The 21,268-nt window shown below is 34.9% G+C and carries 18 protein-coding genes and 1 riboswitch; of the genes, 9 read left to right on the top strand and 9 right to left on the bottom strand.

What is annotated here, in order from left to right:
- The first annotated feature begins 300 nt into the window (after positions 1 to 300).
- From BST91_RS07455 to BST91_RS13400, 5 genes are all read left to right on the top strand, one after another.
- Positions 301 to 1,575 carry a ribonucleotide-diphosphate reductase subunit beta gene (locus tag BST91_RS07455; RefSeq protein WP_060524456.1) on the top strand — a complete coding sequence of 425 codons (1,275 nt, stop codon included), beginning with the start codon at positions 301 to 303 and terminating at the stop codon, positions 1,573 to 1,575.
- Between the two features lie 2 nt (positions 1,576 to 1,577).
- Positions 1,578 to 3,374 (top strand): ribonucleoside-diphosphate reductase subunit alpha, encoded by a 1,797-nt coding sequence (locus BST91_RS07460; protein WP_042277924.1) that lies wholly within the window; start codon positions 1,578 to 1,580, stop codon positions 3,372 to 3,374.
- A 270-nt stretch (positions 3,375 to 3,644) separates the two neighbouring features.
- Positions 3,645 to 4,598 carry an RHS repeat domain-containing protein gene (locus BST91_RS07465; protein WP_085774995.1) on the top strand — a complete coding sequence of 318 codons (954 nt, stop codon included), beginning with the start codon at positions 3,645 to 3,647 and terminating at the stop codon, positions 4,596 to 4,598.
- A gap of 93 nt (positions 4,599 to 4,691) precedes the next feature.
- Entirely contained in the window at positions 4,692 to 5,261 is a 570-nt protein-coding gene (locus tag BST91_RS07470) for a hypothetical protein (protein ID WP_085774996.1), read from the top strand.
- 698 nt (positions 5,262 to 5,959) lie between these two features.
- On the top strand, positions 5,960 to 6,091 hold the full coding sequence (locus BST91_RS13400; RefSeq protein ID WP_262496984.1) for a hypothetical protein: 132 nt from the start codon (positions 5,960 to 5,962) through the stop codon (positions 6,089 to 6,091).
- A gap of 121 nt (positions 6,092 to 6,212) precedes the next feature.
- Here the strand turns inward: BST91_RS13400 and BST91_RS07480 are convergent, their stop codons facing one another.
- The 6 genes from BST91_RS07480 to mazG all read right to left on the bottom strand — a co-directional run bounded on the left by BST91_RS07480 (position 6,213) and on the right by mazG (position 10,427).
- Positions 6,213 to 6,647, bottom strand: coding sequence for a hypothetical protein (locus tag BST91_RS07480; protein WP_085774998.1), 435 nt, complete (start codon positions 6,645 to 6,647; stop codon positions 6,213 to 6,215).
- A 52-nt stretch (positions 6,648 to 6,699) separates the two neighbouring features.
- Positions 6,700 to 7,233 (bottom strand): hypothetical protein, encoded by a 534-nt coding sequence (locus BST91_RS07485; protein ID WP_085774999.1) that lies wholly within the window; start codon positions 7,231 to 7,233, stop codon positions 6,700 to 6,702.
- 78 nt (positions 7,234 to 7,311) lie between these two features.
- The gene (locus tag BST91_RS07490) at positions 7,312 to 7,635 is read right to left on the bottom strand and encodes a hypothetical protein (RefSeq protein WP_157546920.1); all 324 of its coding nucleotides are present in this window, start codon (positions 7,633 to 7,635) and stop codon (positions 7,312 to 7,314) included.
- Positions 7,636 to 8,379: 744 nt separating this feature from the next.
- Positions 8,380 to 8,817: a hypothetical protein gene (locus BST91_RS07495; RefSeq protein ID WP_211280390.1), complete on the bottom strand. Its 438-nt coding sequence runs from the start codon at positions 8,815 to 8,817 to the stop codon at positions 8,380 to 8,382.
- A gap of 389 nt (positions 8,818 to 9,206) precedes the next feature.
- Entirely contained in the window at positions 9,207 to 9,506 is a 300-nt protein-coding gene (locus tag BST91_RS07500; protein ID WP_157546922.1) for a hypothetical protein, read from the bottom strand.
- 147 nt (positions 9,507 to 9,653) lie between these two features.
- Entirely contained in the window at positions 9,654 to 10,427 is a 774-nt protein-coding gene (gene mazG, locus BST91_RS07505; protein WP_085775003.1) for a nucleoside triphosphate pyrophosphohydrolase, read from the bottom strand.
- Positions 10,428 to 10,596: 169 nt separating this feature from the next.
- Here mazG and BST91_RS07510 point away from each other — a divergent pair, with 169 nt between their 5' ends.
- Together BST91_RS07510 and BST91_RS07515 are read left to right on the top strand one after the other, a co-directional pair.
- Positions 10,597 to 11,337, top strand: coding sequence for a thioredoxin family protein (locus tag BST91_RS07510; RefSeq protein ID WP_085775004.1), 741 nt, complete (start codon positions 10,597 to 10,599; stop codon positions 11,335 to 11,337).
- The gene (locus BST91_RS07515; RefSeq protein ID WP_244895591.1) at positions 11,337 to 12,080 is read left to right on the top strand and encodes a thioredoxin family protein; all 744 of its coding nucleotides are present in this window, start codon (positions 11,337 to 11,339) and stop codon (positions 12,078 to 12,080) included. The genes BST91_RS07510 and BST91_RS07515 overlap by 1 nt, the downstream gene beginning before the upstream one ends.
- Here BST91_RS07515 and BST91_RS07520 read toward each other — a convergent pair.
- From BST91_RS07520 to recG, 3 genes are all read right to left on the bottom strand, one after another.
- Entirely contained in the window at positions 12,075 to 13,538 is a 1,464-nt protein-coding gene (locus BST91_RS07520; protein ID WP_085775005.1) for a magnesium chelatase, read from the bottom strand. The genes BST91_RS07515 and BST91_RS07520 overlap by 6 nt on opposite strands.
- 120 nt (positions 13,539 to 13,658) lie before the next feature.
- Positions 13,659 to 14,534 carry a hypothetical protein gene (locus BST91_RS07525; RefSeq protein WP_157546923.1) on the bottom strand — a complete coding sequence of 292 codons (876 nt, stop codon included), beginning with the start codon at positions 14,532 to 14,534 and terminating at the stop codon, positions 13,659 to 13,661.
- A gap of 17 nt (positions 14,535 to 14,551) precedes the next feature.
- Complete coding sequence (recG, locus tag BST91_RS07530; protein ID WP_085775007.1) at positions 14,552 to 16,657, bottom strand: ATP-dependent DNA helicase RecG; 2,106 nt, start codon at positions 16,655 to 16,657, stop codon at positions 14,552 to 14,554.
- A 244-nt stretch (positions 16,658 to 16,901) separates the two neighbouring features.
- Here recG and purL point away from each other — a divergent pair, with 244 nt between their 5' ends.
- Together purL and BST91_RS13295 are read left to right on the top strand one after the other, a co-directional pair.
- Positions 16,902 to 20,576, top strand: coding sequence for a phosphoribosylformylglycinamidine synthase (gene purL, locus BST91_RS07535; RefSeq protein WP_085775008.1), 3,675 nt, complete (start codon positions 16,902 to 16,904; stop codon positions 20,574 to 20,576).
- Between the two features lie 159 nt (positions 20,577 to 20,735).
- Positions 20,736 to 21,065, top strand: coding sequence for a DUF6122 family protein (locus tag BST91_RS13295; protein WP_244895712.1), 330 nt, complete (start codon positions 20,736 to 20,738; stop codon positions 21,063 to 21,065).
- 91 nt (positions 21,066 to 21,156) lie between these two features.
- A riboswitch (TPP riboswitch) is annotated at positions 21,157 to 21,246 on the top strand.
- Positions 21,247 to 21,268: the final 22 nt, after the last annotated feature.

Genomic DNA, 21,268 nt, shown 5'->3' on the forward strand with positions numbered 1-21,268 from the left:
TTCGTAATTGTTAAATTTTGAAAAAAAGTGAACCATCAACAAAAAATAAAAAAGTAGATTTTAAGAGTTTTATAACATTTGAAATTTGGCTAAGCCTTTGCAAAATAAAGGATTGTTAAACCTTTGAACAGACTATCAACAACTTAGCTTAACAAGCTAGTAAATTTAACCTAATAAACTGTTTTACAACACTTTAAATCATTGTTGAAAACATTGTGAACAACCTCAATTGCTCCTTCTAGTTACACCAATAATTTATACGCAATTTTACTTAACGTTAATTTAAAGAAGAAATAGGGCATGGAAATAGCATCGATTAGAAAGAGAGATTTTAGCGTTGTTCCTTTTGAACTGGATAAAGTAACATTGGCAGTTTTAAAAGCAATGAACGCGCAAGGAAATGGTGAAGAAAAAGACGCACAAAATGTGGCGCTTACCGTTTACAAGAAATTAAGTACCATTAAGGATAAAGATGCTAGTTTTATTCCTACCGTAGAGCAGATTCAAGATTATGTTGAAACGGCCTTGATGGAAAATGGTTTTCATGATGTAGCTAAAGCCTATATCATATACCGTGAAAAAAGAGCTATGGGACGTCGTTCCAATATCTTTGAAAAACGAGTGAACCTAAAACCATACGAGTATCCACAATTATATGAATACGTTCCTGCAATTAGACATTCTTACTGGATACATACCGAATACAACTTCACAAGCGATATTCAAGATTTCAAATCTAGACTAACTGATGTAGAACGTAGTGCCATCAAGAATACGATGCTCGCTATTTCTCAAATCGAAGTTGCGGTTAAAAGTTTCTGGGGCGATATATACCATCGCATGCCTAAACCAGAAATAGGATCAGTAGGATCCACATTTGCTGAAAGTGAAGTACGTCATGCAGATGCCTACTCACACCTACTTGAAATTCTAGGATTAAATGAAGAGTTTAAAAAACTTAAGAAAAATCCTGTAATTATGAAGCGTGTTCAGTATTTGGAAAACGCTTTACGTAATTCAAAAAGTGAAAGCGATAAAGAATATGCAGAATCTATTCTTCTGTTCTCTATTTTCATTGAACATGTTTCCCTTTTCTCTCAATTCTTGATCATCATGGCCTTTAACAAGCATAAAAATATGCTTAAAGGAATTTCAAATGTGGTTGAGGCAACATCTAAAGAAGAACAAATACACGGTGACTTTGGTATCGATCTAATTAAAATTTTCCAAGACGAGCGTCCAGAGTGGTTCAATGAATCCTATACCGAAAAAATTCAAAACATCTGTAGAGAAGCCTACGAGGCAGAAAAAGCTATTGTAGATTGGATCTTTGAAGCAGGTGAACTTGACTTCCTTCCTAAAGCGGTTGTAAACGAGTTTATCAAAAACCGTTTCAATCGTTCCCTAATCAGCATTGGTAATGAGGCCATCTTTGAAGTAGATGAAGAACTTCTCGGTCAAACAGAATGGTTTGATGAAGAAATCATTGCCACCAAGCACGTAGACTTTTTTGTAAAAAGATCTATTAACTACACAAAAAGAAAACAAAGTATAACCAGCGACGACTTATTTTAATTATGATTCAAGAAAACAAGCAAGAACAAAAGGTTCAAGAGCAACAAGCAGCACCATCTGCTGCAGAACAATTACTAAAAGCACGTAAAGAAACCCTACAGAAAAGTAAGGAAAAACGACAAGAACCGTTTTACTGGTTAAACGATTACAGTCGTAGGTTTCTTGAATCAGGATATTTAACCCAAGGAGTAACTCCTGAACAACGTATTAGAGAAATCGCAGATCATGCTGAAAAAATCCTAGGCATGCCAGGTTTTTCAGATAAGTTTTATGACTACATGTCTAGAGGTTTCTATTCATTAGCCTCTCCAGTTTGGTCAAACTTTGGTAAACGTCGCGGTCTTCCTATAAGTTGTTTTGGATCTCATATCGATGATGATATGGGTAACATCCTATATACGCAGTCAGAAGTTGGTATGATGTCAAAATTAGGTGGTGGTACATCAGGTTATTTTGGTAAAATACGTCATCGTGGTGCGGCTGTAAAAAATAATGGAGAAGCTTCTGGTGCTGTACACATCATGCAATTGTTTGAGTCAATGGTCGATGTAGTAAGTCAAGGATCAGTGCGTCGTGGCCGATTCTCTCCTTACCTACCTGTAGAACATCCAGACATCATGGAGTTTCTAGAAATAGGTACTGAAGGAAACCCAATTCAAAGTCTTACTCACGGTGTAACTGTGACTAACGACTGGATGGAAGAAATGATTGGTGGTGACACTGAAAAAAGAGCCATTTGGGCCAAAGTTCTTCAACGTCGTGGTGAGATGGGTTATCCATACATTTTCTTTACAGATAATGCTAATAAAGGTGCTGCCGATGTTTACCAAGACAAAGACCTTCCTATTTATGCCAGCAATTTATGTACAGAAATAATGCTACCTTCAAATGACGACTGGTCGTTCGTTTGTGTACTGTCAAGTGTTAATTTATTGCACTATGATGACTGGAAAGATACTGATGCAGTAGAAACCATGATCTACTTCCTAGATGCTATTATCACTGAATTTGTTGAAAAATTAGAAGCGTATAGAGATTCTGAAAATAGAGATGATCGTCAAACGTTCTTATTTATGGAGCGCGCCTACAATTTTGCAAAAACAAATCGCTCTTTAGGTTTAGGAGCATTAGGATGGCACTCACTTTTACAATCAAAACGTTTATCGTTTGGAAGTCAAGAAGCATTCAATTTGAACAGTGAAATTTTTAGAGAAATAAAAGATCGTTCTTACAAAGCAAGTGAGGAACTAGCCAAAAAATTTGGAGAACCTGAGGTTCTTAAAGGTTATGGCCGTAGAAATGCGACACTTAACGCAGTAGCGCCTACTACATCTAGTGCCTTTATTTTGGGTCAGGTATCTCAAGGAATTGAACCTATTTGGTCTAATATTTATGTAAAAGATATTGCAAAAATTAAAACCACCATCAAAAACCCATTCCTTGTAGAGCTTTTAGAAGAAAAAGGAATGAACAACAAAGAAGTGTGGAGAGATATTCGCGATCATGATGGATCTGTACAGCATTTAGATTTCTTAACAGAAGAAGAAAAAGATGTTTTTAGAACTTACCCTGAATTAGATCAAAACGATATCGTTTATCAAGCTGCAAACCGTCAAAATCATATTGATCAAGGTCAGTCGGTTAACTTAATCGTTCATCCAGATATGCCTATTAAAGAGATTAATAAAATTCATATCAATGCATGGAAATTAGGTCTTAAGTCACTGTATTACCAGCACAGTATGAATGCTGCACAAAAATTCAAACAACAAAAAGAATGTACTACATGTGAAGCTTAAGTAATTACTTGTAATTAATAAAAAAAGCCATCTTTTTCAAGATGGCTTTTTTATTGGTTCTCAAATCATATTTTCGAGATTCATCACCGATAAAAGATGCCTAGTAAATCTTGGAGCAATTATTATCAACAAGGCCCATTGAACCTGACGGTTTATATACACAAAAAATCTTCCTATTTCAGTTAAATATGGTAATTTTAGAAAAATATTATTTTAAATCGTTCTTTTAAATACGTGCTTTGAAAGCATTTTGATTACTATCCTGGCGGTATGTTACTACCTAACCGTCACGGTAGTGTGGATAGTGATAGGTACAGGTACTCATTCCAAGGTCAGGAACGCGATGATGAAGTGAAAGGCGAAGGAAACTCTTATGACTTTGGAGCTAGAATGTACGATCCTCGTTTAATGAGGTGGTTTGCTCCTGATCCTTTGGAAGCAAAGTATCCAATGTTATCACCTTATGTTTTTGCTGCAAATAATCCAATTTTATTCAAAGACTTTGATGGTAAAGATTACATAGTTGTTATTGATCATAAAAATCAGACAATAACCATTAAACAGGTTTTCTATTATGCCAATGAAGAAGATAAAATAGCGGATCAAGGTGCTGTTAATCAATGGGTAGCATTTAATGATAAATTTGAATACCAAACAAAAGACGGGAAAACATATGACTTACGTGTTCAAGTAGAAACTGTCGTTTTGGGTTCTAAAAATGATACATGTACTAACGAGGAGGTAATGGATGTTGTAAGAAAAAATAAGAATACTGGAGCAAATGGTGTATTCTTTTCTGATGATGATACAATTAAAGAAATATATAAATCAAAAGGAAAAGAGTTTGACCCATTATTGGGTGGAGTAACTGTAGCAGGAAATGAAATACATAATCGTAAAAGTGTGGGTAATGACAACACAGGAGCTGACGAAATAGGTCATAGTTTAGGGCTTGATCATGGTCACGGCGGTGTAATGGGTCGTCCATCAGTCTCTCAAGATGATTTGGATGAAATTAAGAAAAAGGGAGATATTGAAGCGATTAAAAAAATATTTGAAGATCAAAGACCTGTTACAGAAGGAATGATCAAAAAATTATTCAAAAAAGAGATTAAAAGAATGAAAATACAGATAAACGAAATGCAAACAAAAAATCATCTAATTATGGAAAGCCATCTGTTTTTCATTCGGAATCAGGGAATGATAAAAATGGAAAAAAATTAGCTGCTGATGGTTCTAGGACATATGTCGAAGGTTCTTATGAAGGAGAAAAAAACTTTACAGAAGGTAAAGTGAAAAAAGTTAAAGACTAGTTTAATGAATAAGGTTATATTAATTATCGGCTTGTCTATTTTGTCAATATTTAGGACTGAAAGCGATGTAAGGATTGTTAAACTAAATAATTATAATAAAGCTTTTATTTATGAAGAATATGAATGTCCAGGAGCTTTTCATTCTTGCTTTCGATCTATATCGTTTATAAAAAAAGATTGTTCAAAAATTAAATTGAAAACTCAAAAAAGGGAATATTATGGTTCCTATTCTGGCATGGATACACAAACCAGGAAAAGGTTTTATAAATTAAAGAGAGAAGATATCGTTTTAATAGACTTTAAGAAAAATTATTTTCTTGATTACCTAAAAGATAGCTTAAGGATTAATTTATCTAGTTACTCATTTGAAGTTCCTTATGATTCCGTAACAGTTATAACAAATAGAAATAAGAAAAAGCTAAAAAGAGTAAGTTTTAATGACAGTGCATATCTAGTAACAAGTTTGGTGAGCTTATCAAAATTAAATAAAAATTTTCTTAGCTCAAAAGAGAATCTTCTAGTGCAATCTAATAGTGATAGTATATATGCTGGTGTTATTATGTTTAAGAAATAAAAGGTTTTATAATTATTAAATCGCCTTCAACTTAGCCGCTTTAAGAAGATTATCCAGCGCATATAGAATCCCATTTTTGTCTTCATTAGGTAAGCTTTCAATATCCTGCAATCGTTTAAGCATTGCAGGATCTTTGAGTAGTTTACTGTCTTTGTTTTCACCAAGAAGATAGCCTACTGTAGTACCATGTCGCGCTCGTCTGTGACGAGAGTGAATAATAGCAGCGTTTGTAACGCGTTATTGAGTTAAAGCCACCTGTTATGTATGGTTTTTTAGTCTAAAATACTTTGAATTTTACGTTTAGCGATGAATGCATCGATAATAGAGAAGATGGGTAGCTTATCACTTTCATTAAATTTAGAAACTTCTAAAATGCGTTTATGAGTTGTCTTACCCGATAGCGCGGACTTGCAGTCCGTGCGGTGTTGTAGCGTTAAGAACGAATAGAACTACTTGTATGGGTGGTTTTTTGTGTTTTAAGATGGTATGAGGTTAAAAAGTTTGTCTTTTAATCTCATTTTAGAAATAAGTGAATCTATCAGCGTATAGATAGATTTTTTTCAGCCTCATCTAAAGAATCTAAAATCTGTAATTTTTCTACAAGAGTTTTATCATACGAGTTTGCATCGCTGAAAATATCATCGGCTCTAAAGAAGAGGGATGTTTTAAAAGATATAAATTCTATCGATACCACCGTCATGGAACAAGTTGCATTAATCGATTCCCTAAGTCGTGAGGAACAAAAAACCATCTTCTATATTGTGGACGCCTTTCTATCTAAAAAGAAGCCCAAAACAACGCTTAAAACCGTTTTACAGGATATTCTATGAAAAAACCACCCATAACAGGTGGCTCTATTCTTAATTCATAAGTCCTAACCCTATTACCATCTTTTACATCTCATTTTTTTTAACATCAACTATTATGATACATTACAGAGAGATTTTATTATTAAGCCTTTGATGATATCAGTTTATAGGATGTAGAGTCTTTTTCAAATTTAAACTCTGTTATACCTTTATTTTTATCGATAATCATGTAATCAAGAGGTCTTTCATTATGTGTTTCAAAATGATTTTTCTTAATTTCACTTTGATTTTCTAGATTTTCTAAGTTTAAGAATGTTTTGTTGTTAAATAATATAATTTCGACGAATGAGCTACCATCATTAGATTTAACAATTTTTATCTGTAAGTCTTTTTTATTCGAATGAAGAAGATAGCTCTTAAAATAATGTGAATTTATAATACCTCTGTTATCTAATATTAAAGTATCTATTTCTTGCCTAAAACTAAATTCAATAACATTTTCTTTATCTAAAAAATATCTAACTTTATTATTAGTAAACAACTCAAAAAAATTATCATCATCATCTGTTAAAGGCAAATTAGGTTCTTTGCAAGAAGTGAATAAAACAAACAGAGTTAAAATATAAAGTTTAAAAATATCTAGGTGATTGCATGACTTCATAATCGTTATTGGATTTTTTGGGGAGAGCCTTTTTCTTGACTTTAGTTTTATCTTGTTCTACAGGCTTAAATGATTTTTGTCTTATAGTCTTTTTAAATTCGTCTAACCTTTTACGGAACTCTTCTAAGCGTTTATTCCAGTCTGCAAGCCCTTGATCCAATAAAGGTTTCCACTTTTTGTAATTATTTAGGCTTATACCATTGTGATCCCAAGTTCCTACAAAATCTTCATCTTCATCTTTTCCATAATTTATAATGACATCTGCCGTTTCATAAGTCTGCTCCATAAATGGACTGATTTGATGAAAAGGTGGATATTCGTTGGTTTGACCAGGACCTGATAAATCATCATCGTCTGTAAATATATTTAAATGAACATTGCCTATCCTTTTATCCAACTCAACAGTAACTAAATGTGGAGTATTTAGCGTTACCAGCGTAATATTCGGTCGATAAGTACTATTAGCGTGTTTATCATAATAATCATTTAGGTAATTGACCACATGTATTGCTACATTTCCACCATGACTATGTCCTAAAACAAAAATAGGCTCTTTTAAATGTGAATTTGCTTTTCTGTGTTAAATTATCTCAACAGCAATGTTGTGTCCTGCAATTAATCTTAACAATGGATCATATCCAGCCCCATTCCATTTACCAGATATATAATCATGACGACCAGTGTGTTCAAATACTAATCCTTTTAAATGTGTATAATAATTTTTAAGTTCAAAAGGCTCTTGAATTCCAGGCATAAGGGTACCGTGTAATAAGACACTTTCAGCTCCTTCAAGTTCAAATGCATCGATAACTCTATTTTCGCTAAAGGCATAAGGACTATTCCAGTGAAGAGCTTTCTCTAAAGGATCCACCGCAAAGAACCTTCCCAATCGAGGGTCATGCATTCTAAAAGTGTAATTAAACGAATTCCCTTCTCCTTTTACTTCGTCATCACGCTCCTGTCCCTAGAACCCATAACGATACGCCTCACTATCCACGCTACCATGTCTGTTATTTAGGAGCATCCCATAAGGAGAAACGCAACTATTTATTTAAAAGAACGTGTTTACGCTTTCGCGAAAGCTTAAAAATACAAGAATAACGGGAAATATGTCACAAAATGTGAATACGTTATTGATCTACAGCTGATTCCTTTGGAAACCTTTTAAGAATCATACTTTACTTTAATACACAATAATCAGTATAATGAAATAATTAATTTAATTATCTCTTATTTTATAGCATGGCTGAAGTGTCGTAAAATATAAGAGTATTCCTATATGAAATAAAATGGATGATTTTGTGATGTCTTGTTGTGAACGTTAAATTTGTTTTTGCAACTCAGAATCGCAAATGATTAGGAATAATTGATAGCGAGATGAAAAGTATTAATGGTATGAAAAAAAAGAAATAGAATGAAAACAACCGTTTTATCGATCATATTTATATTGTGGGGACTATTCGTTATTATTTTAGGAAGAAAATATAATAATTTAAAGCAAAATCTAATAAAACCAAAAGTACCATTTTTAGTTTATTTGGTTTTAGGTCTTGTTGTTACTGGAGTATTAATGTTCTCTGCTTTAGTCTTCTTAATATGATTGTTCGATAATGTAGGCTTGCTTGACGTTAGCAGGAGTATTATTTAGTTATAGAGATATTGATGATACCAGCTTATATGGTGTTGAATCTTTTGCAAATTTAAACTCTGTTATACCTTCGCTTTCATCTATCATGATGTAATCAAGAGGGTTTTCTTTATTTGTTTCAAATTCATTTAAGTGTAAAATGTTTTCGTTTTTTATCCTCTCGAAATCAATGATTAAAATATTTTGAAACAAAGATATATTCAATCCTGTTGAACCTAACGTAGATTTAGTTAGAGCCACGTGAAGTTTTTTTTTAGTTGATTTTATCTCTAAAGTTTTATCATAAAACGAATTGAAGAGACCACGGTTATCGAAAATAGTAGTGTCAATAGAATTACAAAAATCTATCTGTATATTTCGGCTTGATGAATTTTTATAAACAAAACTTTTATTTGCGAATAATTCTAAAAAATCAGTTTCTTCATCTGTTAAAGGCAAATTAGGTTCTTTGCAAGAAGTGAATAAAACAAACAGAGTTAAAATATAAAGTTTAAAAATATCTAGGTGATTGCATGACTTTATCATCGTTATTGGATTTTTTTGGTAGTGACTTTTTTTCACTTGAGTTGCACCAATCAACACACTCGCTCTAGCTGAATAGTACTAGCGACTGTTAATAAATGCAACACTAGCATGTATCTACAAATTTATTTGACATAAACAGGTAACCAGAGATCATGACGTTTTTCAATTACTCTTAATTTGTCAGTTTCAGTTCGATAGTAAATTTCATCTAAAACAACAATTAATAATTTTTGTTTTCCGATTTTATCAAATCTATAATTAATGTAGATAGTGTCATTTCTGCTTGTAAATATGTCAGCTTTTCATTCGTCTAAACTTTCACTAGATTTCGGTACAATTTCTTTTTCATCAAACTTGTAAACGAACACAAAAACTTGAGCTTTAACGTTCTCAGAATTTAATTTTTCCTTCTCAATTAAACTGTCCTTAATAGAACGATATAAAATGAAATTTTCATAATTATACTTAAATTGTAATTTATCTGGTATAATATAACCCAAATCCAAATTAGCATCAGAAGAGTTATTTTTTGAGTGGCAAGCAATTATTATTAGAAAAAACGTAAATAAGAAAAATTTATTTAAAGAATTTTTCTTAGCCATTATTTTGAATTTGTGAAGTTTGGTCATTAGATCTTCTTTTAGTTTCTTGTTCAAATCTAGCATTCCTCGTGACACTCGTTTATAACGCCTGTCAAATAAATCTAGCCTTTCTAATACCAATTATTCATGCCATTTAGTTATTCCCACTTACAACTCTTTAGCCTCGTTCCAGTAGACATCCATCTCGTCCAGGGACATATCATGTAGTTGTTTACCAGCTTCACCTGCTTTTTTCTCCAAATAAGAAAAGCGTTTGATGAATTTTTTATTAGTTCGCTCTAGTGCATTTTCTGGATTTACACCTAAATGTTTGGCATAATTTACTAGTGAGAATAGCACGTCTCCTAGTTCGGCTTCAATCTTATCCTTATCTCCTGCTAGGACCTCAATTTCTAGCTCTGCCAGTTCTTCTTGTAACTTTTCCTTTACCTGTTCTGGTCGTTCCCAGTCAAATCCTACACCAGCCACTTTTTCTTGTATACGTGCACTTTTTACCAGAGCTGGTAAAGAATTAGGAACACCTTCTAACACACTCTTTTTACCTTCTTTAAGTTTAAGAGCTTCCCAATTTGCCTTTACCTCGGCCTCGTTTTCCACTTTTACATCTCCGTAAATATGTGGATGCCTAGAAACCAACTTGTCGCAAATTCCATGAGCAACACTAGCAATATCAAACTCGCCAGTCTCACTACCTATCTTGGAATAAAAAACAATGTGCAATAATAAATCACCCAGTTCCTTAGGAATTTCTTCTCGATCATCATCTAGAATAGCATCTCCCAGCTCATAGACTTCTTCAATGGTCAAATGACGTAGTGATTGTAATGTTTGTTTACGATCCCATGGACAGCCTTCTCGCAGTTCATCCATTATGGTAAGCAATCTATCAAGAGCTTCTAATTTTTCCCGGCGTGTAGTCATAAATTGATACTTTTGTGATAAAAGGAACTTACTTTTATCCGTGTGAATAGTTGGTTTAATTACGCTTTCGCGAAAGCGTACTCTCAAAAATACTACTGAACTTTTTCAGTCCATCTACTCACAATAATTATGGCATAAAATTAGTTAGCTTTACTCACAAACAAGAACAATGAACAGAATACTTTTCCTCTTACTTTTTATTTCACTAGGTGGGACCATACAAGCACAGGATTATATAACAGATGACACGTTTGAAACTACCGCGATGAAAAGCGATGGGCAACTTAAAGTCGTATCCTTTACCGCGGCATGGTGCGGTCCTTGTAAAATGATGAAACCTATTTTTAAAGAGTTAAATGAGGATAATGATCTGGATATTACGGTATATTATCTGGATATTGATCACAACGTGACCAATGATGTTCTCAACATTCACAGCGTGCCAACTATATATTTTATAAAAAATGGTGTGAAAATGGGTGAATTAATAGGTGGTCGTTCCAAAAGTCACCTTTTGAAAGAAATAAACAAGTTTAAAAATAGTGAAGCAACGGGAGAAAAACTGGACTACCTGCCTGTACCTAGTTCAATAGAAATAGTTGCTGGTGATCATAAGAAATTGACGGTAAAAACCGCTCAAAAAGTGTGGAACAGTGTAGATAATTTAAATAAGCTTAGTGAATCTATATTTCTAAACCTGAATAATAAAGCAGACTTGCGTTACGGCCTGATGCTAGCAGAACGCAGCATAGAGATAGAACCTTCCGTAGTGAATACTGTGACAAAAGCTTATATCCTGTACAAACTAGGCGAATCAAAAAAGGCCAAAAAAGCACTTAAAATGGCTCAAAAGGTGGCAGGCGATCAAAAAGTAGAAGCTATTGAAAGTCTACTTAAAAAACTAGCTTAATGTTCAACCGCATAGCATTACCCATCCTAATGTCCATGTGCTGGATGTTGCCGGCACAAGCTCAAACCTATGTTACAGATGCAACTATGGATGAAACTGTAATGCAGGAGAACGATCGCATGGTAATTCTTTTTTTTACTGCTACCTGGTGTGGACCATGTCAATACATGAAACCTATAATAAACAGTATTAAAGAGGAAGTAGACGTTGACATTTACTATCTAGACACAGATAATAACACCGCCGATGATATTTTGCAGGTAACTAGTATACCTACTTATTATTTCATTAAAAACGGACGAAAACTAGGTCAAACAACCGGTACTTTGAAAAGAGCACGACTTATCCAGTTAATTCAAAGACATGATGCAATGACTGTAACCGGTGATCCTTTACCCTATCGCGGTAAACCCAGTAAATTTTCTATCAAGGAAGGGCATTCAAAAGAATTATCTTATGACAGCATTGATAAAGTATGGTATGATGCGGCGCAACTTAATGCCAATGCATGGAACTATACTAATGAATCGTCTCATTTACAGGACGTACAAGCTGCTCTCGTCATGATAAATCGCAGTATTGAACTAGAAGAAACGGTAAGTGCTCTAGAGACAAAAGCCTTTTTACTGTTACGTTTAAACCGCAAAAAAGAAGCAAAATTGGTAATTGACCAAGGACTTAAACTAGCTCGTAAAAGGGATGAATTTACTGGAATTCTAGAAGGTTTACTAGAACGATTATAATCCCTTTAAATAACTGCTGTACAAATCGTTAATTTGGTATCCTTCCTTAAATCGGTGCTTGCTTAGTTTATCAAATTCTACCAAGGACCAAAGTAAAAATTCTTTTAAAAAGAATTTGTCCTCGCTGGCTACATCGGGTTGATACTCGTTTATTAAATCTTCTAGTGGAGTAACTTCATTCAACAAATGCTCATATTCCTCATTGGACAACTCATCAAGTAATTCAATCCCGTTATTGTCAAAAAACCATTGCACAAGAGTATCGTATGGGGTTTGCTCATCAGCTTTGGTAAGCTTTTTAATTTCAGGAAAATATATTGGAAAAAGTGTTTTTGTAGCCTGAGCAATTAATTCTTGCGCTACAAATGCAGCTCCTTCTTGTTCTCCTTCATAAACCAACTCTATTTTACCCGTGATGGATGGTATGACACCTAAAAAGTCGCTATATCGTATAGTGGTTGTTTTTTCGCCACTCATTAGCGACCTACGTTCGGCGGTACTTAATAGGTTTTCATATGCGGTGATACTCATACGAGCACTCACTCCACTTTTTTCATCTACGTATTCACTTTCTCGTGCTGTAAAACTTATTTGTTCTAACAAATCTTTGGCAAGTTCAGGTACGTGAATGTGATTTTTTAGACGATCGTCATTACTAGCTTCTTGTTGGGTAATGGTTTTGGCAATCTCAATAGATTTTGGATAATGAGTAAGTATTTGTGAGCCTATACGGTCTTTAAGAGGTGTTACAATACTACCACGATTGGTATAGTCTTCTGGATTTGCCGTAAATACAAATTGCATATCTAGTTGTAGCCTTAATTTAAAACCACGAATTTGAATATCTCCTTCTTGAAGAATATTAAATAAGGCAACTTGTATGCGTGCCTGTAAATCAGGTAACTCATTAATTACAAATATGCAGCGATTTGCTCGTGGTATCATACCATAATGAATCACCCTATCATCTGCATAACTTAATTTGAGATTAGCTGCTTTTATAGGATCGATATCTCCTATCAAATCGGCAACAGTAACATCTGGAGTGGCTAATTTTTCATAAAACCTTTCATCTCTATGTAACCATTCGATAGGCGTGTTATCGCCATGTTCTTCTATAAGTTGTTTCGCTTTTCGCGAAAGCGGATTTAAAGGATCATCATGTATTTCACTACCACCTATAAAAGGAATGTATTCATCTAAAAGCTGAGTCATGAGCCTGGCGAGCCTAGTTTTGGCCTGTCCTCTTAAACCTAATAAATTAATATTATGCTTAGATAGGATGGCACGCTCTAGTTCTGGAATCACAGTATTTTCATATCCATGAATTCCTTTAAAAGTGACTACATCATTTTTAATGTTGTCAATCAAGTTATCACGCAGCTCATCCTTTATAGATTTTGATTTCCATCCAGCTTCCTTTAATTGACCCAGTGTTTTAATACTTTGAATATTCATGACATGACTTTGAGTAGTGAAAATACAGCGCATAAATGCATTAAAAAAGAAGACACCGCTGTTTTAACGATACTTTGAGTTTTAAAAAGCTTACTGTTCTCGTTATGTGCTCAAATAGAATTAATGAGTAAACAAAACCTCACTGTAATCTGTCAAAGCATCCAATTGTTCCTCGCTTAAATCATCACGGTCTTGATCATTCAAAAGAGACAAATAATACAGGTAATATTTCTTACTTACCTCATTAGGATTAAATTCAATTTCATAGTTTAACTTTTCGTAAATCAATTCATTATTATCAATTAATAGTAAAACTTGAATAATACCTGATCTAAGGATTACATAATTATTGTAAGGGCTTTTTATTTTTCTAACTAAATCTAAAGCTCCATCTGGATTTCCACTATTTAATTGATGCCTTGCCTCAGCAAGAGTTTGGTAGGCATCCATCATCTCAAGCTGTTTTCCTAATGGAACATCTACTTGCATAGACAGGGCACTTTGTATAAGTTGTGAAATACTATAGCCAGAAGCTACGTGGTAATGATTTGCTATGTAATAATCCCCTTGATTATTAGGTTGAAGATAAAAAACCACGTTATCGGCGCTTGTGCCCGTGCTATCCGATATACTATAAATAGCTCTCACGGCATTGTCTTTCTGATAAAGTTCAATCAGTTCGGTTTTTTGATTATTCAATTTATTCGTTTCTGCAATTGAACCCAATGCATCTCTAACTAATCGACGCAGAAAATAAACTACACTACTTCGAATGTGTTTTGGTATTTTTTTAAAACTAATTTTTTTAGTAAAAGAATTGATATTAAAATTATCCTTAAGAAAATCTGCATCATAATTATTAAGGGCTTCTTCAATATCAACAGCAAGATTTTCAGCTTGAATGGGTACTATGTAATTGATTTTATCTTCATCTGATTTGCAAGCGGTGAGAATAACAATTATGAATGTGAGAATAAGAACGTAGTGGTTTTTCATTAAAGTAGTTAGGTTGGTTAACTTATATATTTCCAAAAGCCTTTTTTACTTTGTAAGTAGGCCATTACTCGTTTGATAGGTTGATTTTTATCTAATTGAATAGCAGGGTCTTCTTTCAACACTTTACTTGCAGCCTCTCTTGCTATAGCAAGAATTTGTTGGTCCTTCACTAGATCGGCCATTCTCAAGTTCATGATACCACTTTGTCGTGTTCCCATTAAATCACCTGGACCTCTTAATTTAAGATCTACTTCAGCAATCTCAAATCCATCGGTAGTACGCACCATAGTTTCCATTCTGGTGCGAGCTTCCTTGCTTAATTTAAATCCAGTCATAAGAATACAAAAACTTTGATCGGCACCTCGTCCTACTCTACCACGTAATTGATGTAATTGCGACAACCCAAAACGTTCGGCACTTTCAATTACCATTACACTTGCATTAGGAACATTTACACCTACCTCAATAACGGTTGTAGCTACCATAATTTGTGTTTCTCCTTTGACAAACCTATCCATTTCCCAGTCTTTATCTTCTGGCTTCATCTTTCCATGGACAATACTTACCTTATAATCTGGTAAAGGAAATTCTCTCACGATACTTTCATATCCGTCTTGTAAATCCTTATAGTCTAATTTTTCAGATTCCTCAATTAAGGGATACACCACATATACTTGTCTACCTTTGGTAATTTCATCCCTAATGAATTTAAAGACTCCTAGCCTATTTTTATCGTAACGATGTACGGTTTTTATTTCCTTACGTCCTGGTGGCAATTCATCAATTACAGATACATCTAAATCTCCATAAACACTCATAGCCAAGGTACGTGGGATAGGAGTTGCTGTCATTACCAGGACATGTGGTGGTAATTCATTTTTCTTCCACAGTTTTGCTCGTTGAGCTACACCAAATCGATGTTGTTCATCTACAATCGCAACACCTAGATTTTTATACCTTACTTTATCTTCAATAAGTGCATGTGTCCCTATTAAAATATGTAAGGAGCCATCTTCTAGTCTTTCATGAAGTTCGCGACGCTCTTTAGTTTTTACACTACCAGTCAGTAAGCCGACTGACAGGTCTGTTTTTTCTAATAATTCAACTACGCCTGCATAATGTTGCTGCGCAAGAATTTCTGTAGGAGCCATTATACAGGCTTGGAATCCATTATCAATGGCAAGAAGGCAAGTAAGTACCGCAACTATAGTCTTTCCTGATCCTACATCACCTTGAAGCAAGCGATTCATATGGGCGCCTGTTCCCATATCGGCTCGTATTTCCTTAACCACTCTTTTTTGAGCACCTGTTAATTCAAAGGGCAAGTGATTATTATAAAAATCTAAAAAATTGTCACCTACTTCTTGAAACGGGTATCCTTTAATTTTAGACTTGCGCACTTTATTTTTAAGAAGTAACTCCATTTGAATAAAGAACAACTCCTCAAACTTCAACCGGTATCGGGCAGCTTGCAAATGCCTTGCCGTTGATGGAAAATGCACTTCTTTCATTGCTTGATTTTTCCCCATTAAGCTATAACCTGATAGTACCTCTTCAGATAAGGTTTCAATGAAGCTGTTGTGTATTTCACTATACAGCGACCTCATCAACTTTACCATGTATACGTTGGTAATTTTTCTTTTGGCCAAAGTCTCGGTACTGGGATAGATAGGAGCCATTGCTTGTTGAGCACGCGATTGGTGATCTTTAAGCAATTCCATATCAGGATGAGCCATGCTAAAAGTTGCGCCATAGCGCTGTACTTTACCAAACACCACATAAGGCTGATTAAGTTTTAAATTATCTTTAAAATACTTCTGGCCTCTAAACCAAACTAACTCCATTTTACCAGTATCATCTATAAACGTCGCTACTAGTCTGCTTAATTTACCTGTAGGAACGGTTTTGATACTAATGATTTTACCAATTACTTGTACTTGTGTGTTACCGTCAATTAATTGATTGATTTTATAATATTTGGTTTTATCTACATATCGATTGGGAAACAAATTTGCCAGATCTCCATAAGTATCAATACCTAATTCTGTGCGCAACAACTTAGCTCGTTGTGGCCCTACTCCATTTAAATATTCTATAGGTGTAGATAAAAAATTCTGTGGCAAAATTTCTAATTTATTACCAAAAATAGCACATCTCTATCAACGACTGTGGTTTCTTACAAGCATACTTAGCGACCTACATAAGCAACACATTAACTTACAACCATTTAATCCCATAATCAAACACAAAAAACTAAATCGAATTGATTGTGAATAACACGTTATTAAAAGCCAACTAACTAAGAATAAAGTCATGAAATCTATGTAGTAAAAAGCTATCTTTGCAACTAGCTTTAAAACGCTCGCAATGATCCTTTTTTTCGGTGAACCCACAAAGAAAATTTATGCTGTACAATCACAGCAAGCTCTCTCTAACGAGAACCTTCAAAAATTAGTTTGGCTACTAGGTAATGCTCCTCAAATCGAGGCTGATGCAGTTCCAGGAACCTATACAGGTCCTAGAGCAACTACCATTACACCATGGTCTACCAATGCTGTTGAAATTACTCAAAACATGCAAATTCCAGGTATACAGCGTATAGAGGAGTTTAACTCCTGTCTGCCCGATGCCGACTACGACCGCATGTTACTAGTTAAATTTGATGGATTAAATCAATCTCAATTTGATATTAATGTTACTCCTGATCAAGTACTAGAAATTGATGACATCGCAGCTTACAACATGCAAGAAGGATTAGCTTTAAGTGATGATGAAATTGATTATTTAAATCAACTTGCAGAGCGTTTAGGGAGAAAGTTAACCGATTCTGAAGTATTTGGTTTTTCACAGGTAAACTCTGAGCATTGTCGTCATAAAATATTCAATGGCACCTTTATTATCGATGGTAAAGAACAACCTACCTCTTTATTTAAATTAATTAAGGAAACTAGTAAACAAAACCCTAATGAAATAGTTAGTGCCTACAGTGATAACGTTGCATTTATTCAAGGTCCACAAGCAGAACAATTTGCTCCTGCCAGCGCAGATAAACCTGACAAATACATCAATAAGGATTTTGAATCTGTAATATCATTAAAAGCAGAAACCCATAATTTCCCAACCACTGTAGAACCATTTAATGGTGCTGCTACAGGAAGCGGTGGAGAAATACGTGATAGACTAGCTGGTGGACAAGGTTCTTTGCCTCTTGCAGGAACAGCTGTATACATGACCAGTTATTCACGATTAAATGATCAACGCCCATGGGAACGCGATTTTGAAGCACGTGAATGGTTGTATCAAACTCCACTGGACATACTTATCAAAGCCAGTAATGGAGCAAGTGATTTTGGAAACAAATTTGGGCAACCATTAATAGCAGGCTCTGTACTTACATTCGAACATGACGAACATGTAGACCAAGAAAACCAATCTTCCCACGATCCACGTTATTTAGGTTACGACAAGGTGATCATGCTTGCTGGTGGAATAGGATATGGAAAAAAAGATCAAGCTCTTAAAAAAACACCCGATGCTGGCGATGATATCATCGTTATGGGTGGTGATAATTACCGTATAGGAATGGGTGGTGCTGCCGTAAGTAGCGCTGATACTGGTTCAATGGATAGCGGTATTGAATTAAATGCTGTTCAACGATCTAATCCTGAAATGCAAAAACGTGCGGCTAATGCCATTAGAGGAATGGTAGAAAGCGACAACAATACCATTAAATCCATTCACGATCATGGTGCTGGTGGACATTTAAATTGCTTATCAGAACTTGTAGAAGAAACAGGTGGAGTAATTGATGTAGGCAAATTACCAGTAGGTGACCCTACTCTTTCTCGCAAAGAACTTATAGGTAATGAAAGCCAAGAACGTATGGGATTGGTAATGGAAGCTAATGATACTCCAGTACTAGAACGTATAGCTCAACGTGAGCGTGCTCCTTTATATAAAGTAGGAACAGTTACCGGTGACAACAAATTTATTTTTAGTGAAAAAGACGGACGCAGCCCGATGGATCTCGCTCTAGAAGACATGTTCGGTTCTAGTCCAAAGACCATCATGGATGATGTCACTATTAACAGAAAATATACCGACGTACAGTACATTCAAGATGAATTGACCTCTTACCTTAAAAAGGTTTTAAAACTAGAAGCTGTTGCAAGTAAAGACTGGTTAACAAATAAAGTAGACCGCTGCGTAACTGGTCGCGTAGCAAAACAACAAACCTGTGGTGAATTGCAGTTACCTCTTAATAACGTAGGTGTGATGGCCATGGATTATCAAGGTAAAAAAGGTGTTGCGACTACCATAGGTCACAGTCCTGTGAGTGCACTTATCGATCCTATCGCTGGATCTCGTAATTCTATTGCAGAGGCCTTGAGTAATTTAGTATTTGCACCGGTTGAGAAAGGTCTATCTGGTGTAAGTTTGAGTGCAAACTGGATGTGGCCATGTAATAACCCAGGTGAGGATGCTAGACTATATCAAGCAGTAAAAGCGGTAAGTGACTTTGCTATCGAATTAGGTATCAATATACCTACAGGAAAGGACTCCTTGAGTATGAAGCAAAAATATGCCGATAAAGATGTTTTATCTCCTGGAACAGTAATCATTAGTAGCGTGGCAGCTGTAGATGATATCACACGAATTGTAGAACCCGTATTACAGCCAGATGATAATGCTCCTATTTACTACATCAATTTAAGTGGTGATTCTCACAAATTAGGTGGATCTAGTTTTGCACAAGTTTGTAATGCAATAGGTAATGAATGTCCGACAGTTGTAGATAGTTCCGCTTTCGCGAAAGCGTGGTCACAAATTCAAGCTCTCATAAAATCTGATAAAGTACTAGCTGGTCACGATATAGGAAGCGGTGGTCTTGTAACTACGTTACTAGAGATGTGTTTTCCATCAACCAAGGTGGGAATGAAACTTGACCTTTCAAGCATTGGAGACGATTTAATAAAGGTTTTATTCTCAGAAAACATTGGTGTGGTCTTACAAACCACCCAAGATATAGATAATGAATTAAAAGATTGCGGAGTACCTTTTTACAAGATAGGTACAGCAACAAACAAGCCTGCTATAGAGCTTAATGAGCTTATTCTTGACGTGGCAGAATATCGCAAAGAATGGTACGAGACCTCTCACCTATTAGATCGTGAACAGTCCTTTAACGGTAAGGCCGATGAACGAGCTGCTAATTATGAACAGCAGCCTTTAAATTATCAATTTCCTGCATCCTTTGACGGAAAACTACCCGAACTACCAAAGCACAAAATAAAAGCAGCTGTAATTCGAGAAAAAGGAAGTAACAGTGAACGAGAAATGGCAAGAGCAATGCACCTTGCTGGTTTTGAGGTTATAGATGTTCACATGACTGATCTTATAAGCGGTCGTGAAACTCTTGAAGATGTGCAATTTATTGCTGCTGTTGGAGGTTTTTCTAACAGCGATGTTCTAGGTAGCGCCAAAGGTTGGGCCGGTGCATTTTTATATAACGACAAGGCAAACAAGGCATTGAAAAACTTTTTTGCACGACCAGATACGATGAGTTTAGGAGTATGTAATGGTTGTCAATTATTCGTGGAATTAGGATTAATAAATCCAGACCACGACATCAAACCAAAAATGCTTCACAACGATAGTAACAAATTTGAATGTCACTTTACTAGCGTAGAAATTGCAGCAAATAATTCTATTATGTTAGAATCACTAGCTGGTACAACCTTAGGAATTTGGGCAGCTCATGGAGAAGGTAAGTTCCAGTTACCTAAACAAAAAGAGGATTACAAGATCCCAGCCACTTATGCCTACACGGGATATCCTGCAAATCCTAATGGATCTGATTACAACGCTGCAATGTTAAACAGTGAGGATGGTAGACATCTTGTAATGATGCCACACCTAGAACGTTCTACATTCCCATGGAATTGGGCGCACTATCCTAAAGACCGTAAAGACGATGTAGTTTCTCCATGGTTAGAAGCATTTGTAAATGCTAGAAAATGGTGTGAAAAACAAAATTCCTAAGGAATTTGTTTTTATTAATATGATTAAAAAACACCTCTCTTAACGAGGTGTTTTTTTAATTGTAAATTTCAATTTTATAATAAATCTAGATTTATACGGCACCATGCAATTTGTAGTTCATTATTTTTACATTTTGGTTTTCCTTTTTTCATTGCCTATATATTCTTTAGGAAAAATTGGAAACGGGCTTATTTAATTCTTCTCGCAACCATGCTGGTAGATCTTGATCATCTAGTAGCAAATCCCATATTTCAAGAAAATAGATGTAGTATAAATTTTCATCCACTGCATACTTTTTATGCGATGGCATTTTATGTAGTGTTACTGTTCTTCCGCAAGCCATTCAATATCATTGGTATCGGTTTACTTTTTCATATGCTAACTGATTTTATAGATTGCTTAATGACCTACAGTAAATGCACCGATTGCCTAGTCTCCTCTCCTATTTATGAGAGTTTACAATCAATAAGTCAATTCTTGGGCATATAATTTTATTCCTATACTTAAGAATAGTTGATACTACTAGATGTAAAACAAATATTAAAATCATAACAAACACTTTTTTATATAGTAACTTTACACCAATCGTTAGGGGTGCCGTTGTGCTGAGATTATACCCTATGAACCTGAGATGTGTAATTACAGCGGAGGAAAACGAGACTTGTAACTAGTAAATAACCATAAACCTACAA

Origin of the sequence: Nonlabens tegetincola (assembly GCF_002117085.1) — a bacterium.
GTDB classification, from domain to species: Bacteria; Bacteroidota; Bacteroidia; order Flavobacteriales; family Flavobacteriaceae; genus Nonlabens; species Nonlabens tegetincola.

What these genes read in the sequence shown, in the direction of transcription:
- BST91_RS07455 (WP_060524456.1), top strand. Translation starts at nt 301, where the DNA reads ATGGAAATAGCATCGATTAGAAAGAGAGATTTTAGCGTTGTTCCTTTT.
- BST91_RS07460 (WP_042277924.1), top strand. Translation starts at nt 1,578, where the DNA reads ATGATTCAAGAAAACAAGCAAGAACAAAAGGTTCAAGAGCAACAAGCA.
- BST91_RS07465 (WP_085774995.1), top strand. Translation starts at nt 3,645, where the DNA reads ATGTTACTACCTAACCGTCACGGTAGTGTGGATAGTGATAGGTACAGG.
- BST91_RS07470 (WP_085774996.1), top strand. Translation starts at nt 4,692, where the DNA reads ATGAATAAGGTTATATTAATTATCGGCTTGTCTATTTTGTCAATATTT.
- BST91_RS13400 (WP_262496984.1), top strand. Translation starts at nt 5,960, where the DNA reads ATGGAACAAGTTGCATTAATCGATTCCCTAAGTCGTGAGGAACAAAAA.
- BST91_RS07490 (WP_157546920.1), bottom strand. Translation starts at nt 7,635, where the DNA reads ATGCATGACCCTCGATTGGGAAGGTTCTTTGCGGTGGATCCTTTAGAG.
- BST91_RS07500 (WP_157546922.1), bottom strand. Translation starts at nt 9,506, where the DNA reads ATGGCTAAGAAAAATTCTTTAAATAAATTTTTCTTATTTACGTTTTTT.
- mazG (WP_085775003.1), bottom strand. Translation starts at nt 10,427, where the DNA reads ATGACTACACGCCGGGAAAAATTAGAAGCTCTTGATAGATTGCTTACC.
- BST91_RS07510 (WP_085775004.1), top strand. Translation starts at nt 10,597, where the DNA reads ATGAACAGAATACTTTTCCTCTTACTTTTTATTTCACTAGGTGGGACC.
- BST91_RS07515 (WP_244895591.1), top strand. Translation starts at nt 11,337, where the DNA reads ATGTTCAACCGCATAGCATTACCCATCCTAATGTCCATGTGCTGGATG.
- BST91_RS07520 (WP_085775005.1), bottom strand. Translation starts at nt 13,538, where the DNA reads ATGAATATTCAAAGTATTAAAACACTGGGTCAATTAAAGGAAGCTGGA.
- BST91_RS07525 (WP_157546923.1), bottom strand. Translation starts at nt 14,534, where the DNA reads ATGAAAAACCACTACGTTCTTATTCTCACATTCATAATTGTTATTCTC.
- purL (WP_085775008.1), top strand. Translation starts at nt 16,902, where the DNA reads ATGATCCTTTTTTTCGGTGAACCCACAAAGAAAATTTATGCTGTACAA.